The 14,606-nt window shown below is 51.2% G+C and carries 13 protein-coding genes; 6 read left to right on the top strand and 7 right to left on the bottom strand.

Annotation, left to right across the window (positions count from 1 at the left end; translation table 11 throughout):
• Positions 1-314: 314 nt before the first annotated feature.
• Positions 315-869, bottom strand: a complete 555-nt coding sequence (gene gmhB, locus L2712_RS17790; RefSeq protein WP_248978576.1) for a D-glycero-beta-D-manno-heptose 1,7-bisphosphate 7-phosphatase — start codon at positions 867-869, stop codon at positions 315-317.
• A 172-nt stretch (positions 870-1,041) separates the two neighbouring features.
• Here gmhB and L2712_RS17785 point away from each other — a divergent pair, with 172 nt between their 5' ends.
• Positions 1,042-2,361: an aminopeptidase P N-terminal domain-containing protein gene (locus L2712_RS17785; protein WP_248978575.1), complete on the top strand. Its 1,320-nt coding sequence runs from the start codon at positions 1,042-1,044 to the stop codon at positions 2,359-2,361.
• A 77-nt stretch (positions 2,362-2,438) separates the two neighbouring features.
• On the opposite strand, the gene L2712_RS17780 is transcribed toward L2712_RS17785, so the two are convergent.
• From L2712_RS17780 to L2712_RS17770, 3 genes are all read right to left on the bottom strand, one after another.
• Positions 2,439-3,020 (bottom strand): uracil-DNA glycosylase family protein, encoded by a 582-nt coding sequence (locus L2712_RS17780; RefSeq protein WP_248978574.1) that lies wholly within the window; start codon positions 3,018-3,020, stop codon positions 2,439-2,441.
• 172 nt (positions 3,021-3,192) lie between these two features.
• Complete coding sequence (locus L2712_RS17775) at positions 3,193-4,533, bottom strand: NAD(P)/FAD-dependent oxidoreductase (RefSeq protein WP_248978573.1); 1,341 nt, start codon at positions 4,531-4,533, stop codon at positions 3,193-3,195.
• Positions 4,530-5,570: a proline racemase family protein gene (locus tag L2712_RS17770; RefSeq protein ID WP_248978572.1), complete on the bottom strand. Its 1,041-nt coding sequence runs from the start codon at positions 5,568-5,570 to the stop codon at positions 4,530-4,532. Before L2712_RS17770 ends, L2712_RS17775 begins: the two co-directional genes overlap by 4 nt.
• A 203-nt stretch (positions 5,571-5,773) precedes the next feature.
• Between L2712_RS17770 and dapA the strand changes: the two genes are divergently transcribed.
• The 5 genes from dapA (at position 5,774) to L2712_RS17745 (ending at position 11,248) form a co-directional block, all read left to right on the top strand.
• Complete coding sequence (dapA, locus tag L2712_RS17765) at positions 5,774-6,688, top strand: 4-hydroxy-tetrahydrodipicolinate synthase (protein ID WP_248978571.1); 915 nt, start codon at positions 5,774-5,776, stop codon at positions 6,686-6,688.
• 21 nt (positions 6,689-6,709) lie between these two features.
• Positions 6,710-7,711 (top strand): 4-hydroxyproline epimerase, encoded by a 1,002-nt coding sequence (locus L2712_RS17760; RefSeq protein ID WP_033540183.1) that lies wholly within the window; start codon positions 6,710-6,712, stop codon positions 7,709-7,711.
• A gap of 26 nt (positions 7,712-7,737) precedes the next feature.
• A complete protein-coding gene (locus tag L2712_RS17755; protein ID WP_033540184.1) occupies positions 7,738-9,303 on the top strand; it encodes an aldehyde dehydrogenase (NADP(+)) in 1,566 nt (521 codons plus the stop codon).
• 106 nt (positions 9,304-9,409) lie between these two features.
• A complete protein-coding gene (locus L2712_RS17750; RefSeq protein ID WP_033540185.1) occupies positions 9,410-10,081 on the top strand; it encodes a GntR family transcriptional regulator in 672 nt (223 codons plus the stop codon).
• Positions 10,082-10,180: 99 nt separating this feature from the next.
• Positions 10,181-11,248, top strand: coding sequence for a ketoacyl-ACP synthase III (locus L2712_RS17745; protein ID WP_033540186.1), 1,068 nt, complete (start codon positions 10,181-10,183; stop codon positions 11,246-11,248).
• A gap of 99 nt (positions 11,249-11,347) precedes the next feature.
• Here L2712_RS17745 and L2712_RS17740 read toward each other — a convergent pair whose 3' ends face one another.
• The 3 genes from L2712_RS17740 to L2712_RS17730 all read right to left on the bottom strand — a co-directional run bounded on the left by L2712_RS17740 (position 11,348) and on the right by L2712_RS17730 (position 14,569).
• Positions 11,348-11,938 carry a lecithin retinol acyltransferase family protein gene (locus tag L2712_RS17740; protein WP_033540187.1) on the bottom strand — a complete coding sequence of 197 codons (591 nt, stop codon included), beginning with the start codon at positions 11,936-11,938 and terminating at the stop codon, positions 11,348-11,350.
• 102 nt (positions 11,939-12,040) lie between these two features.
• Positions 12,041-12,721, bottom strand: coding sequence for an exonuclease domain-containing protein (locus tag L2712_RS17735; protein WP_033540188.1), 681 nt, complete (start codon positions 12,719-12,721; stop codon positions 12,041-12,043).
• On the bottom strand, positions 12,722-14,569 hold the full coding sequence (locus tag L2712_RS17730) for a DUF294 nucleotidyltransferase-like domain-containing protein (protein WP_088904387.1): 1,848 nt from the start codon (positions 14,567-14,569) through the stop codon (positions 12,722-12,724). It lies immediately after the preceding gene.
• Between the last annotated feature and the right edge of the window lie 37 nt (positions 14,570-14,606).

The following is a 14,606-nucleotide window of genomic DNA, read 5'->3' as shown; positions in this document are numbered from 1 at the left end:
ACTCGGAAGAATCATCTAAATGTTTGTACATATTGCTATGAACATTCATCGTTGCATTGAGATATAAATCGTTTTCGATTAACTCAACACCTGTGAATGTCCACACAGATTACTTGATAAATTGTTAAAGAGCGTGCCGACTTGGTGTTCTCTACGAACCGTTCCAAGTGGCTAGGGCTGCGTATTCTACTCAGCGCGGCCATCCCGTCAAGGGCTTTTTGCAGATTGTTTTATAAATAAAGCCCAACTGCTCAAAGTTCAAACAATACGGTGATTTCACCACCGATTAAGGGTCATAAAACTAATTATTGGGCCTATTTTAACGAAGCTAAATACCCAGGCACATCGGCAATGGAGTCTAACACCACGGTCGCTGCCGTCACCGCTGCTTCGGTCACTTCTTTACCTGTACGCACTAGGATACGCGTAGGTACACCCGCCGCCTCTGCCGCCAGCATGTCATCACGCTTATCGCCCACCATGACAGAACGGCTCAAATCTATCTTTAAAAACTGAGCCGCACTTTTCAGCATACCGGGCTTTGGCTTACGACAATCACAGTCTTGCTTATATTCACCTATGCCTTTCTCACTGTGATGGGGGCAATAGTAAATCCCATCGAGCTCAACACCTTTGTCAGCAAAGTTCCAATCCATCCACTCGGTCAGGGTATGGAATTGATCTTCAGAGTAAAGCCCACGCGCAATGCCAGATTGATTGGTAACCACCACAAGTTTAAACCCTTGCTGCTTTAAGGCGGCGCAAGCATCGAACACACCTTCAACATATTCGAAATCATCAACCTGATGGACATAACCATGGTCGATATTAATAACCCCATCTCTATCTAGGAATACGGCACGATTCACGAAAACTTCCCCAATTCGGCAGAACCAATAATTAATAACGCATTATTATCACACTTGAATCAACAAAATGCACCGCACATTGATGAATAAAATCAATCAAGGCTAGAAATGAATACAATATGCAAATATAGTTAGCGGATTAACAATAACCAACATAAAACAGAGTATCAGTATGTCATCCAGTGCCATCTATCAGGCCAGACGCCTACGCCTCATGGATAGTCTCCCCGCTGACAGTTTTGTCATGCTTGTGGGTTATCAGCAAAAAGTACGCAGCAAGAATATTAAGTACCATTTTCGTCAAGACAACGACTTTCTTTATCTCACGGGTTTCAATGAGCCCGATGCCGTCGCGCTGCTATATCGTGGCAAAGAGCATGAGCTAGAGTACATCCTGCTTTGTAGACCAAAGGACCCACAGCAAGAGATCAGCTTCGGCGCCCGGGCTGGCGTCACTGGGGCTATCGAGCAATATGGAGCCACTCAGGCCTATGACATTGCTGAGTTAAACAAGATCATAAGCCTGAAGCTCACCGATCAGCGCCAGCTTTTTATCAGCGACGAATTAGGCCGCTTTAATCACAAGTTACTCGAGTGGAGTAACGCTCAGCGCCACAGCAGTGCTTTCGATACTCCAAAATGTTACCGCAGCATTACCCCACTGGCTAAGTATCTGCACCCGTTTCGGGTGATCAAAGATGAAGCCGAGCAACAAGCGATACGCGCCGCCGTAAATGCCTCTGTCGACGGTCATAAAGCAGTAATGAGTGCCTGCCGAGAAGGTATTAATGAGGCAGAGCTGGCCGCCACCTTTAATTTTGCCATCGCCAAACATGGTGCAAGCGATGTCGCCTACCCTAACATTGTTGCGGCAGGTAACAACGCCTGCTGCCTGCATTATGAGGAGAACGCTTGCCAGACTCAGACAGGGCAAATGTTGCTGATCGATGCTGGCGCCGAGCTCAATCACTATGCCGCCGATATCACCCGCAGTTATCCCGTTAACGGTCAGTTTACCAGGGCTCAAGCGGCAATCTACCAGATAGTACTCGATGCACTCGATGCTGCGATTGCTAAGGTAAAACCGGGCACTCCTTGGAATCACCTCTACCAAACCTGTATGGAAGTAATGGCGAGCGGTCTGATTGACCTGGGGCTACTCGAAGGCAGTCTAGAAGCGGTAATGACAAACGAAAGTTATAAACGCTTTACCGTCCATAAAACCGGGCATTGGCTAGGGATGGACGTTCATGATGTTGGCCCCTATCACGATGCAGAGGGTAAGTGGCGCCTGCTTGAGCCTGGCATGGTCTTTACCATAGAGCCTGGGATCTATATTCCAGAATCGGCGCTAGACGTGCCCGCCGCCTATCGAGGCATGGGGATTCGCATTGAGGATGATATCTTGGTCACCCCAACCGGCCATGACAACCTATCGAAACTGGTGCCGCGCACCATAGCTGAGATAGAGGCCTTTATGAAAAACGGTTAATGCCCATATATAAGAAGTTTCTCGTCTACTAAAGGCCGTGATAAAGGTTACTGCTCTTATGCTTATGAGCATTAACACTAAGGCATAATGGCGCTCGCGACCCGGGCCTTTACCACGGGCAACAATTCAATTTCAAACCAGGGGTTGCGTCTAAGCCACAGATTGTTGCGCGGGCTGGGATGAGGCAGCGGCATGACACTAGCGCCATAAGCCTGCCAATCTTTTACACACTGGGTCACGCCACCGCAGCTTTTGCCGAAATGATAAGCCTGAGCGTACTGACCGATCACCAGAGTAAGCTGGATATCGGTCAGATGCGCCAATAAATCCTCACGCCAGGCGGGCGCGCATTCAGCCCTTGGCGGCAGATCCCCTGCTCGCCCCTTACCCGGGTAGCAAAATCCCATAGGGACGATGGCAAACAGAGCGGGATCGTAAAACTGCTCGCGATCGACGCCAAGCCAGTCTCTTAACCTGTCACCACTGGGATCGTCAAAAGGAAGCCCACTGGCAGCAGCTTTGGTGCCTGGCGCTTGACCCACAATGAGCACCTTGGCGGTCGATGCCGCCTGTAACACAGGCCTCACCTTATGACTAAGATGGGGCTGGCAGAGCTGACAACGGCGAATACGTCTAAGCAGCTGATCTAAGGTTTCCATTCTGGCTCCGACAAGGGGTTGTTGGCCTAGTATAATGTCGAACCTAAAACGCAAGCGAATCTCTGTCTATATAGAGTGCCTATCGGTACTATGCAACACTATGCAGCACTAAGATTTAGCACATTTCATCGCTTTAATTTCGCCGGCCAACATATCATCTCAAGATTTAATGCTAAAACCTGTCGATACGATAAGGGCTCATGTCAAGCTGTGGCTTTTCCCCTGTTATTGTCTGCGCCACCAGCGCAGCGCTAAACGCAGCCCATGTTAGCCCCAGATGTTGATGTCCGAAGGCGAAGAAGATCTTATCGCTCTTAGGCGAGGCGCCCAATACCGGCAAGGAATCAGGCAAAGATGGCCTAAATCCCATCCAACGCTCTCCCTGTGAAACCACCGCCCCATTCAATACATTAGGTAACAGCGCCTTGGCATGGGGCAGCAGACAGTCGGCCCTGGCTTCGACCAGCGGCGCCTTAAGACCGCCAAACTCTACCGTACCAGCCAAACAGGTTCCCCGCTTCATCGGTGTGATGATGAACTTGCGCTCAAAAGAGGCCACCGGCCTTTGCAGCCGACTCAGCTGTGGCATCATCAGATGATAGCCTCGCTCGGTTTCAAGCGGCACCTTGAAACCCAACTGCTTAGCCAAAGGTTTAGACCAGGCGCCAGCACTAAGCAGTAATTTATCGCTTTGATAAGTTGCTCCACCAGCCACACTGACGCTAACACCTTTTCCGTCCTGGTCGCACACACCTCCAGCAGCGAACTGAGTCACTTCACCTATGATAAATTCGCCTCCCAGCTTTTCAAACTGCCTTGCCAGACGTTGGCATAGCTCGGCAGGATCAGGCGTGTGACCCACGTCGGTAAACCACAATCCATGGGTGATCTCAGGGCTTAGATCTGGCTCAAGCGCTCTCACCTTATCGCCGCTAAGTAGCTCAACCGACACTCCGGCATCGCGATAGCTTTTATATACTCGCTCGATTTCACTCAGTGGTGTCTGCTCAAACACCAGTAGACTGCCCGCTAATATAAGCAGGTCTTGGCAATCACAGTCACTCACTAACTGCTGCCAGGCATCGATACTTTTTTGGTTGAGCGCCTTAATCGCCATTGAGTTATGGGCGCGTCTTGCGGGCAACATATTGACTAAAAAGCGCATAAACCAAGGCAGTGCCTTGAGGAAATAGCGCGGCTGAATGCGAAACGGCCCTAAGGGGTCAAGCAACATACCGGGTAACTTAGGCAACATGGCCGGATCTGCCAGCGGAAACACCTGCTCGGTCGCAAAGTGACCCGCATTGCCAAATGAAGCACCTGCGGCCACCCCTTGTTTATCAATAATGCGCACACTAAAGCCTGAATGCTGCAGCGCAATAGCGTTGGCAAGCCCTACTATCCCGGCGCCGATGATAGTGACCTCAGCAGGCTTCTTCAGTGGGCAAGCTGGCTTTGTACTTGAAGCCAAAGGCTCTTCAGCCACACTGGAAACTGACGAATAATTGGTCATCTGAGCATAAACCCCTGCTGGAAAGGATCCTTAGGATCTAAGATAAACTCATGACGCCCGGTTATAAAGGCGCGGCCGCTCACCTCAGGGATCACCGCCGACTTACCATAAAAGTCGGCGTTATCAAGCGCGCAAACCTGCATGGCGCCATCGACGATACTCTCAATTTTCAATCGCTCACCGAGTTGCGCCTCCCCCTTGGCGTGTAGCAGCGCGATACGACCGGCAACCCCAGTGCCAGTGGGCGAACGATCCACCTCACCGTCGGCAAATACACAAGCGTGGCGCGAATGAGCATCTTTCGAGCTGGTCTTAGCCGAGGTAAAGATTGTGCCATAGAGAAAACCTAAATCGGCCTCCATTGGATGATCAAGTGGATGCTTGGCCATCACCGCCAGCTTAATACGCCGACCCCAATCAATGATTTGCGCCACATTATTCTGAGCCAGGCTGAGTCCTAAGGCATCGGCGTCGACATAGGCGTAATAAGCGCCGCCAAAACCTATGTCATACGCCACCTCACCAATTCCCTCGACAGCAACGCAGCAACTGAGCGCCTCGGCCCAGGAAGGCACATTCACAAAGCTCACCTTGAGCTCGCCCTGCTCGTCACGACAAGCCTTGGCTTGGATAAGTCCAGCCGGTGAGTCAATATTAATCCCTTTGGGCTCTTCGCCAAGCACTATGGTGCCCGTCTCTACCGCAGCGGTCACTAAGGCTAAGATGCCATGACCACACATGCTGCTATAACCTTCGTTATGTAAAAACAGCACCCCGAAATCCGCACTCGGGGTCACTGGCGCCGTGATGATGGCGCCATACATGTCGGCATGCCCTCTGGGTTCATGCATTAAGAGTTGACGATAGTGATCCAAATGCGCCGTCAGATAACGCCGTTTAGCCAAGATGGTATCACCTGGGATCTCTGGGTATCCCTCAAGCAAGATCCTTAATGGCTCACCTTCTGTATGGGCATCAAGCGTCTTAAAACGCGTACAGCGTTCGAGAAAGCTAGAACTTAAATCTAATAGGCGCATTGGCACTTCCTTTGTTATTGTTTGTATGCAATATATAGTATTTGACGGTGAGGGATAAAAAGATAAATAACATCATTCTCACCTTGGGGCTTTTCTTCCCCTTAAAATTGTATACAATATACTATAGATTTTGGTGAACACCAAAACTTGATATCACTTTTTCGCCGCGTAATTTGCGCAGCAATATCTATAGAGGTCTGAACATGAAAGTAAACTGGCAAGGTGTATTCCCAGCAATTTCTACCCAATTTAATGATGACGGTTCGATCAACTTTGAGTCGAACGCGAGAATGCTGGAAGACCTCATTCGTGATGGGATCGATGGCATTATCGCTCTGGGAACCATAGGTGAAAATGCCTCCCTGACCCCAGAAGAGAAGCGTGAATTCATCAAGCACACGATCGAGACAGTTAATGGCCGCATCCTGGTATTATCAGGCTGCACCGAGAACACGGCACAACAAGCGGCTAAATATGCTCAAGATGTTGAAGCGCTTGGCGTTGATGGCCTGATGCTCTTACCTGCCATGGTTTACCGCGGCACTGACCGTGAGGTAATTGTCCATTACCAACACGTGGCACGCTCAACCAAGCTACCTATCATGATCTACAACAACCCTGTGAGTTATGGCGTCGACATCAACCTTGAAATGACTGCCATATTGGCCCAAGAGCCAAACATAGTCGCCATTAAGGAATCGACCACAGATACTCGCCGCCTCACCGAACTGCAGAGCCGTTTCGGCGACCGTTTTAATATTCTTTGTGGCGTGGATGACATTGCGCTTGAGAGCATTCTTTTGGGGGCTACCGGCTGGATCTCAGGTTTAACCAACGTATTCCCAAGAGAATCTGTTACGCTGTTTAAATTGGCCCGCGCCGGTCGTATCGAAGAAGCACGCGAGATCTACCGCTGGTTTATGCCACTGCTGCGCCTGGATACGATTCCGACCCTGGTACAGTGCATCAAGTTTGCCGAACAGATCGTCGGTCGCGGCAGTGAAAACGTACGCCTGCCCCGCATGACCTTAATTGGTGAAGAACGCGCCTATGTGGAAAAAGTCATGTCTGAGGCCCTGGCGAACCGTCTGGATCTCGACAAGTACAACGTCAACTAAACACCTGGGAGTATGGCATAGATGTTAAAAGGAACCTTCTTTTGCGTCGATGCTCATACCTGCGGTAACCCGGTCCGTTTGGTCACCAGTGGCCATCCGGACTTGCAGGGTCGCACTATGAGCGAAAAGCGTCAGCATTTTCTCCAGCAATATGACTGGATCCGCAAGGCGCTGATGTTTGAACCCAGGGGCCACGACATGATGTCCGGCGCCTTTCTCTATCCTCCTTGCAGTGATGACGCCGACGCCGCCATCCTGTTTATCGAAACCAGTGGCTGCCTGCCCATGTGTGGTCACGGCACCATAGGCACTATTACCGCCGCCTTGGAATCGGGCCTGTTAACCCCCAAGACGCCAGGTAGCCTTACCATAGATGTGCCTGCGGGTAAGATTAAGGTGCAGTACCAACAAACAGGTGCCAAGGTGGACTGGGTCAAGATATTTAACGTGCCCGCCTATCTGGCCCACAAAGATGTAGTGTTGGATATTCCTGGCCTAGGGCCGCTTAAAATAGATGTCTCCTACGGCGGTAACTATTACGCCATCGTCGATCCACAAGCTAACTTCCCCGGCCTGCGCCACTGGAGCGCCGGCGATATTTTGCGCTGGAGCCCTATCGTTCGCGAAATCGCCCACAAGGAACTTAGCTGCGTACACCCTGACGATCCTACGGTCAACGGCGTCTCCCATGTTCTCTGGACCGGCGACACCATAAGCCAAGGCTCTAACGGTGCTAACGCTGTCTTTTATGGCGACAAGGCGGTAGACCGCTCCCCCTGCGGCACAGGTACCAGTGCTCGTTTGGCACAGCTCTATAGCCGCGGCGAGCTCAAGGTCGGCGATGAGTACACCCACGAGAGCATCATAGGCAGCCAGTTTGTCGGCCGCATCGAAGCCGCCACCAAAGTGGGCGAGTTTGACGCCATCATGCCCAGCATCAAGGGATGGGCACGAATTACTGGCCACAATGCCATCACAGTCGACGATGACGACCCCTATGCCTTCGGATTTCAGGTGGTCTAACTGGCCACCCCAAAAGGACAATAGCAATGACAATAAGTATCACCAGCAGACTCAAGGGTCAGCACTACATTAATGGCCAATGGCAAGGCGAGCCTAATGGCTTTAACAGCTTTAACCCTGTCAGTAATAGCCAGATTGAGTGGCCCTTTGCCAGCGCAAACCCAGCGCAAATTGCCCAGGCGACCAAGGCCGCTCAGCAGGCCTTTAGCAGCTATCGCAATAAAAGCGACAGCGAACGCGCCGCCTTCTTACGCCAGATTGCCGACAATATTGAAGCCGATCGAGAGGCGATAGTCGCCGCAGCGAATCAAGAAACCGGATTGCCATTAGCCAGATTAGAGGGCGAAACCGGCCGCACCTGCGGTCAATTACGTTTGTTTGCACAAAACCTGTTAACCCCTATAGAGCAATATATTGCCGACATGGCTCAACCCGAACGTCAGCCACTACCTAAGCCTGACACACGTTTGGGCAAGGTTGCCCTTGGCCCTGTTGCAGTCTTTGGCGCCTCCAACTTCCCTTTAGCCTTTTCTACTGCAGGTGGCGATACCGCCTCGGCCTTGGCAGCCGGTTGCCCAGTTATCGTTAAAGGACACCCAGCTCATCCAGCTACCAGCGAACTGGTAACCCAAGCCATCGATAAAGCGATTAAGGCTTGTGATATGCCAGCAGGCGTCTTTAATCTGCTGCAAGGCCATACACCAGAGGTTTCGACGGGACTCATTGATGCGGCTGAGATCAAGGCGGTTGGCTTTACTGGCTCGTTAAAGGTGGGTCGTATATTGGCGGATCGCTGCGCCGCGCGCGCCGAGCCGATCCCCTTCTATGGTGAGCTTGGCTCCACTAATCCACAATTCTTGCTTCCCGGCATACTTGCGGATAAAGCCGAGACACTTGCCGAGACTCAGGTGCAATCCATGATGATGGGCCATGGTCAGTTTTGTACCAGCCCTGGTGTGATTGTCGCCATCAAAGGTGAGGCATTGGGCCGCTACTGCGATAGGCTCAGCCAGACCTTGGCCGAACAGGCTGCCGGCGCCATGCTCACTCCTGGCATAGCAGCGACTTACCAGCAGCAGGTCGAAACTCTGTTAGGACACGGGCAGATCACTCTACTGGCGCAGGGCAAGGCGGCCGAGGCGAGTCATCATACCCGCCCGACGGCGCTAAAGGTAAATGCCGCTCACTATCTGGCTGACCAGGCGCTGCAACAGGAGGTCTTTGGCCCGTTTGCTCTCTTAGTTGTATGTGACGATGCAGAGCAGATGCAGACCGTTGCAGACCAGCTTGAAGGGCAACTCACCGCCACCATTCATGGTCAAGCAAGCGACTGGGCCCATGCCCACAGTTTGGTCGATGCCATTAGCCAGCGCGTTGGTCGCCTTATTTTTAATCAGATGCCCACCGGTGTTGAAGTCTGCCACTCGATGAATCACGGCGGCCCCTATCCCGCCAGTACCGATAGCCGCAGCACCTCTGTGGGCAGTATGGCGATCCATAGATTCTTGCGGCCGATCTGTTATCAAAACATGCCAAGCGAACTGTTGCCCGAGGCATTAAGAGACGGGCAAACTCATCTACAGCGCTTTTAAGCCGCACTTTTAATAAAGGGAAACCACGGTTTCCCTTTATTTATAGTGTTATAAGCGGTAATCTTATGCGGATCACATATAATAACGAAAAGACATTACGGGAACTATGAGCCGAACAACTCCAATCGTTCATAAAACGCGCACTCAGGTCGTGGTGGAAGTCTTAAGAGAGAAGATCCTCTCAGGCGAAATCGCCGCAGGTGAGCCTTTACGTCAAAGTGCATTAGCCGAAGCGCTAAATGTCAGTCGTATTCCGGTCAGAGAAGCCTTATTACAGCTCGAAGCCGAAGGACTCGTAAAGTTTGAAGCCCATAAGGGCGCCACTGCTACCGAACTGTCGGTCGACCAGGTCACTGAGCTGTTTGAGCTAAGAGCCCTTATCGAAACTGACTTGCTTGCCAAGGCCATTCCAAACATCAGCGAAGAGATGTTTGCCGAGGCGCAAGGATACCTAGATGAACTTGAGGCTGCTTTCCAACAGGAAGATGCGGTGAGCAGTTGGAGCGAGCTCAATACTAAGTTCCACTCCTGTTTATACCAGGCGGCCAATCGACCCCACACCATGGAAGTGGTACATGGCCTAAATACCAACTGTGATCGTTATATTCGCTTGCAACTCCTACTCGCAGGCGGCATACCCAGAGCGGCGCAAGACCATAGAGACTTGCTCACCCACTGTCGTAACCAAGACATTGATAAAGCAGTGACGCTACTGAAAGACCATATATTACATGCAGCCAATGCCATTCGTGAGCTGGTTGCACAACAGGTGAGCTAAATCACTGTTGCTTGCTTGTCTTCTTGCTAGGCTTATTAGATTAGTTTGATAAGGCAGAGCTATTGTTCTCTGCCTTTTTATTTTTGAGAGAGTATCCAGATGCAGTACGCCACTATTACCGGCTGGGGAAAATGTGTTCCCCCCGCAACGCTTACCAACCATGACCTTGCCACTTTTATCGATACTTCGGATGAATGGATTAAGCCGCGTACAGGGATCAGTCAGCGACACATCAGTCATGTTAACACCTCAGCATTAGCCTCAGTGGCCGCCAAGCGCGCCCTAGCCGCTGCGGGTATTAAAGGTGAAGAGATAGATCTGATTATCTTGGCTACTGCTAGCCCAGATACACTTATTCCTAATATTGCCTCAACTGTACAGGCCGATATTGGCGCCAATTGCGGCGCATTTGATATCAATGCAGCCTGCAGTGGTTTTCTCTATGGCTTAGGTCTTGCCAGTTCGCAGATCAAGAGTGGACAATCGAAGAAGGTATTGGTGATTGGCGCCGAGCGTCTTTCATTCTATCTTGACTGGTCGCGCCGCGAAACAGCGGTACTCTTTGGCGATGGCGCTGGCGCTGTAGTTGTCGAAGCCACAGATCAGCCTGGCGGCGTACTTGGCTATGAGCTCAACAACGATCCCGCCGGCCGCGACATCCTTAAAGCCGGTTTCGGTACGGCTATGGACAGATTCGATGCTGCCTCACTTGAATTCTATATTGAATTCAATGGCCAGGAGATCTTTAAGCGTGCCATTGCTGGTATGGGCAAGCTTTCCAACACTGTACTTGAAAAATGCGGTGTCGATAAAGATGACGTGGATCTAGTGATCCCACATCAGGCAAACGAGCGCATTATCGATACCCTGATCAACCGCATGAAGATCCCTAAAGAGAAGGCTGTGGTCAACATTGCCAACTATGGCAACACGTCGGCGGCCACTATCCCTATCGCCATCTGTGATGCTCTGGAAAAGGGAGTGATCAAGCCAAATCAAACCATCTTGTCTTGCGCTTTTGGAGCTGGCCTAACCTCTGCTGCCGTGCTATTCAAGTGGGGCGATCGTGTGACTCCAATCGCCCAGAGTGATGCCGAGCTGCCACCTTGCGATAAAACCGGTATCGAGCTGGTTCAGCGCGCAGTGAAACACTTCTGCGGCGAGTGATCCATAAGTAACAGATAAAAAAATGCCGACATCATGTCGGCATTTGCTTTTACGGCCAACCTTCAACTAGCGGCTTGTTTCTCTCAAACGCCTTCCCCATCATTCTGTCCTAGCCCAAACAGCCTCATCCCAATAGATGGCCTGCGCGAAATGAGCTGCCAGCAAACGGTTAAGCTTGTCGAAACTTGAGATACTCTTCTCTTCACCGGTCAGACAGGACCAGACGAAGCGATGACAGTTATTATCAAACAGATCGTATTCGCGGTACTGATAAATTGCCTGCTCAGCTCGTTCAAGAACTGACTCACCAATCAAAGGCTGATGCTGATGATCGCAGGCCACAAAGATACGGCTCCCCGTGCGTCCGGCCAGGAAACGCGTTGCAGAAACCGGCCTGATAAGACCACTACCATGAAGCTCCACCAAGGTGTCGTCTCCAAGCCAGATCCCAGTATGTTCAATCACGCCAAAGACAAAGCAACACACCATGGCGCCGGGCTTGGGCGCGACTTTCACCTCGCCCAGATGCAACACACTGGGTGATAAAGGGCTTACCCGCTCACCAATAGGCGCCTTAGGCGCCCTACCCAGCCGTCTGTCTAAGGTGAGTTGCTTCTGTTTGTGCTTAGCATCGGCGATAAGGGCGGCCCCGAGGGCTGCGCCACCCAGCCAAAGTAAAGGTAGTGCCATCGTCTGTCTCTCAACGCTTTGTGTCTTAAAAAGATAATGGCGAAAAGCACGCAAAGATAAAGGGACAAAATGTAACCAAGTATAATCTTAAGTCACTAACACTTAGCCAAGTAGCTCGGTGAGTTTAACGCTGTCCATGCCCCCCATGGCTGCTATTTGCGCCAAGAGCAGCTCGCCGCAGGCTAAGGCATCAATAAGCGCATTGTGGGCCGCATACACAGGCAATCCATAGCGAGCACGGCTTTTACCTAAACGCAAACTGCCTTCTTGCAGGTGCTCATGCTGTCTCAGCAGACGCTTTTTTTCCAGCAACAGGGTATCTATTGCAAGCAGCTGAGTCTTCTCACCTAGATAAGCCTGTATACCGGTTTGTAAAAAGGCGAGATCTAACGGTGCATGGTGAGCCACCAACACCTTGCCCTTAGTTTCAGCTAAAAACCAGGCCATGGCTTGCTCTGGCGATAATGCTGCATCTAAATGATTATCTAAGATGCCATGTATGGTTGCACTTTGACCGACACTGCCCTCAATCTGCACCAGCTTATGCTGAGCCTCCTTAAGCACCAGTTGCCCCTGACGTATAGGCACCAGGCCAATACTTAAGATCTGATCAAAATGTGCATTTAAGCCCGTCATCTCAAGATCGATAGCCAACAACTCGGCCTCATTGAGCGGCTTATCCAGGGTATCGAGCAGCGCCTGTTGATACGCCTTCAGCGTGGCATCTTTGGCCAACAAGGCTCGCCAGCAAAGCTGAGATTTTATTTTAAGCCCTGCAAACACCTAAAAGCTCCGAGTAAATTTAAGCTTTAGTCCCGACTGAGCGTCATGCACCACCTTGAATGCATCACGCAGCTGGTGACGCACCAAGGAGGAAAGCTGCTGGGGCATCAGATAATTGGTCAGCGGCTGATTATGGGTATATTGATACCCCTGATTAGACAGGCGCATATGAGCAATAAACTCATGCGCATCGGCAAGATTGAGGGCATCTTTGCGATTAATGATATTTTGCTCCATTAATAACCGAATGCGCTTGGCGGTGTTCACCTCACTGATCCCTGCTGACAGAGCATATACTCTGGCAATGTCGTTGATAAGCGCACTGCCCTTGTGCTTCAGATCGATCCCCTTCACCTCTTGTCCATCACGCTCCAAGACAAACTTCTTAAAGAAACCCAGTGGTGGCGAGACCTGCAAAGCATTAGTTGCCATGCCTGCCAAAAAGATATCGTTATCCTTGGTGGACGCCAGCACCTTAGATTGCAAGCCGTCAAACAGGCTAGATGGACCATAGACGCAGCGCATGTCAAAGAAGATGCTGGCATGCATCAAAGCCTTGGGCTCTGGACGCTCTACCCAGTTAGCAAACTTTTGCTGCCACTGAGTCAAGGTGAGCCGCCACTCTGGGTTTTGCGCCATGATATCCCCAGGGCAGTAGACATAGCCGCAGCGATCAAGCCCAGCACAAACCGCCTTGGTCAGGGCATCAAAATACCCCTGGGCATGTTCATCCATTTCGTGAGCCAGCAACAGACCATTGTCTTGATCCGAGCAAGCGGCCTGATCCTGGCGTCCTTGAGAGCCAAATGCCAACCAGCAAAATGGCATGGGTGCCTGGCCTAAGATCTGCTGATTGAGCACGATAAGGCGGCGCGTCAAGGCGTCGGTAACTGAGGTCAGTACCCGGCCTATCTCCTCGGCTCTGGCATCGGCACTAATGAGGTTTTGCAGTAGCAAAGGGATCTGTTTGGAAACATGTATCAGACTCTCGAGATCGTGCTGACGTTCTATCTCACCGATCAATAACAAGGGTTGGGAGCTCTGCCCTCTGAGTATATCTGTGCTGGTGATCACCCCGACGGCCTGTCCCTCGTCCATAATGGGAAGATGGTGAATATTGTGCTGACTCATCAATAGCATGGCCTCGAACACCAAAGCATTGGCACTCAAGGTAGTTGGCGACACTGTCATCGCCTGATGCACAGGCAAACTGCCATCTAACGATTCCGCCAACACCCGATTGCGTAGATCTCGGTCGGTCAAAATCCCCGCGAGCTTTTGGTTATCGATGATCAATACAGAGGAGACCCGATTGTCTCGCATTAGGCGGGCAGCATCGCTGACACTGGCATTGATATCCAAGCACAGCGGCTGCTTAGACATCAAACTGCTCACTCTGTTCGTTGAGCCCAGCTCCTTGGCCTTAAAGCGTCCCTGATGACGCAAACGCTTGGCGAACGCACGGTTAAAGAAACGATCAAACTCGCGACTCTCGCTTCTGAGCTGATTAAAGGTTTCGGGATCTAAGTGATACACCAGACCATCTTCGAGAATTTGTACACGGTTACTCACCGTCTCGCCCGAGAGCAGCGAAGGAAAACCGAAGAAGTCGCCGTCGCCGAGGCGGTCAATAAGATCACCGTCTTCGCCGCGCACCTCGAAGGCACCACTGCGCACGATATAAAGTTGAGGATGCTCCTCATCGAGGGGCACATAGACAGAGGAGCGGCTGTAATACCCCACTCTCAGCGCACGACAGCAGCGTTCTAAGGTATCGGCAGACAAACTGTCAAACGGCGTCAGCTGCCCCAGAAACTGGGTGATAGGTTGCAGTTCACTCTGATCCATATTCCCTCTCTAGCAATCACAGTTAACGTCGGCCTTT

It is taken from the genome of Shewanella marisflavi, from assembly GCF_023283925.1.
Lineage (GTDB): Bacteria > Pseudomonadota > Gammaproteobacteria > Enterobacterales > Shewanellaceae > Shewanella > Shewanella marisflavi.
The sequence above is the reverse complement of the archived record's forward strand: the minus strand, read 5'-3'. Positions and strand labels throughout refer to the sequence as shown.

Bases quoted from the DNA above. Each gene is read 5' to 3' on its own strand.
- L2712_RS17780 (WP_248978574.1), bottom strand. From the start codon at position 3,020: ATGGAAACCTTAGATCAGCTGCTTAGACGTATTCGCCGTTGTCAGCTC.
- L2712_RS17745 (WP_033540186.1), top strand. From the start codon at position 10,181: ATGCAGTACGCCACTATTACCGGCTGGGGAAAATGTGTTCCCCCCGCA.
- L2712_RS17785 (WP_248978575.1), top strand. From the start codon at position 1,042: ATGTCATCCAGTGCCATCTATCAGGCCAGACGCCTACGCCTCATGGAT.
- L2712_RS17750 (WP_033540185.1), top strand. From the start codon at position 9,410: ATGAGCCGAACAACTCCAATCGTTCATAAAACGCGCACTCAGGTCGTG.
- L2712_RS17760 (WP_033540183.1), top strand. From the start codon at position 6,710: ATGTTAAAAGGAACCTTCTTTTGCGTCGATGCTCATACCTGCGGTAAC.
- L2712_RS17730 (WP_088904387.1), bottom strand. From the start codon at position 14,569: ATGGATCAGAGTGAACTGCAACCTATCACCCAGTTTCTGGGGCAGCTG.
- L2712_RS17775 (WP_248978573.1), bottom strand. From the start codon at position 4,533: ATGACCAATTATTCGTCAGTTTCCAGTGTGGCTGAAGAGCCTTTGGCT.
- dapA (WP_248978571.1), top strand. From the start codon at position 5,774: ATGAAAGTAAACTGGCAAGGTGTATTCCCAGCAATTTCTACCCAATTT.
- L2712_RS17740 (WP_033540187.1), bottom strand. From the start codon at position 11,938: ATGGCACTACCTTTACTTTGGCTGGGTGGCGCAGCCCTCGGGGCCGCC.
- L2712_RS17770 (WP_248978572.1), bottom strand. From the start codon at position 5,570: ATGCGCCTATTAGATTTAAGTTCTAGCTTTCTCGAACGCTGTACGCGT.
- L2712_RS17755 (WP_033540184.1), top strand. From the start codon at position 7,738: ATGACAATAAGTATCACCAGCAGACTCAAGGGTCAGCACTACATTAAT.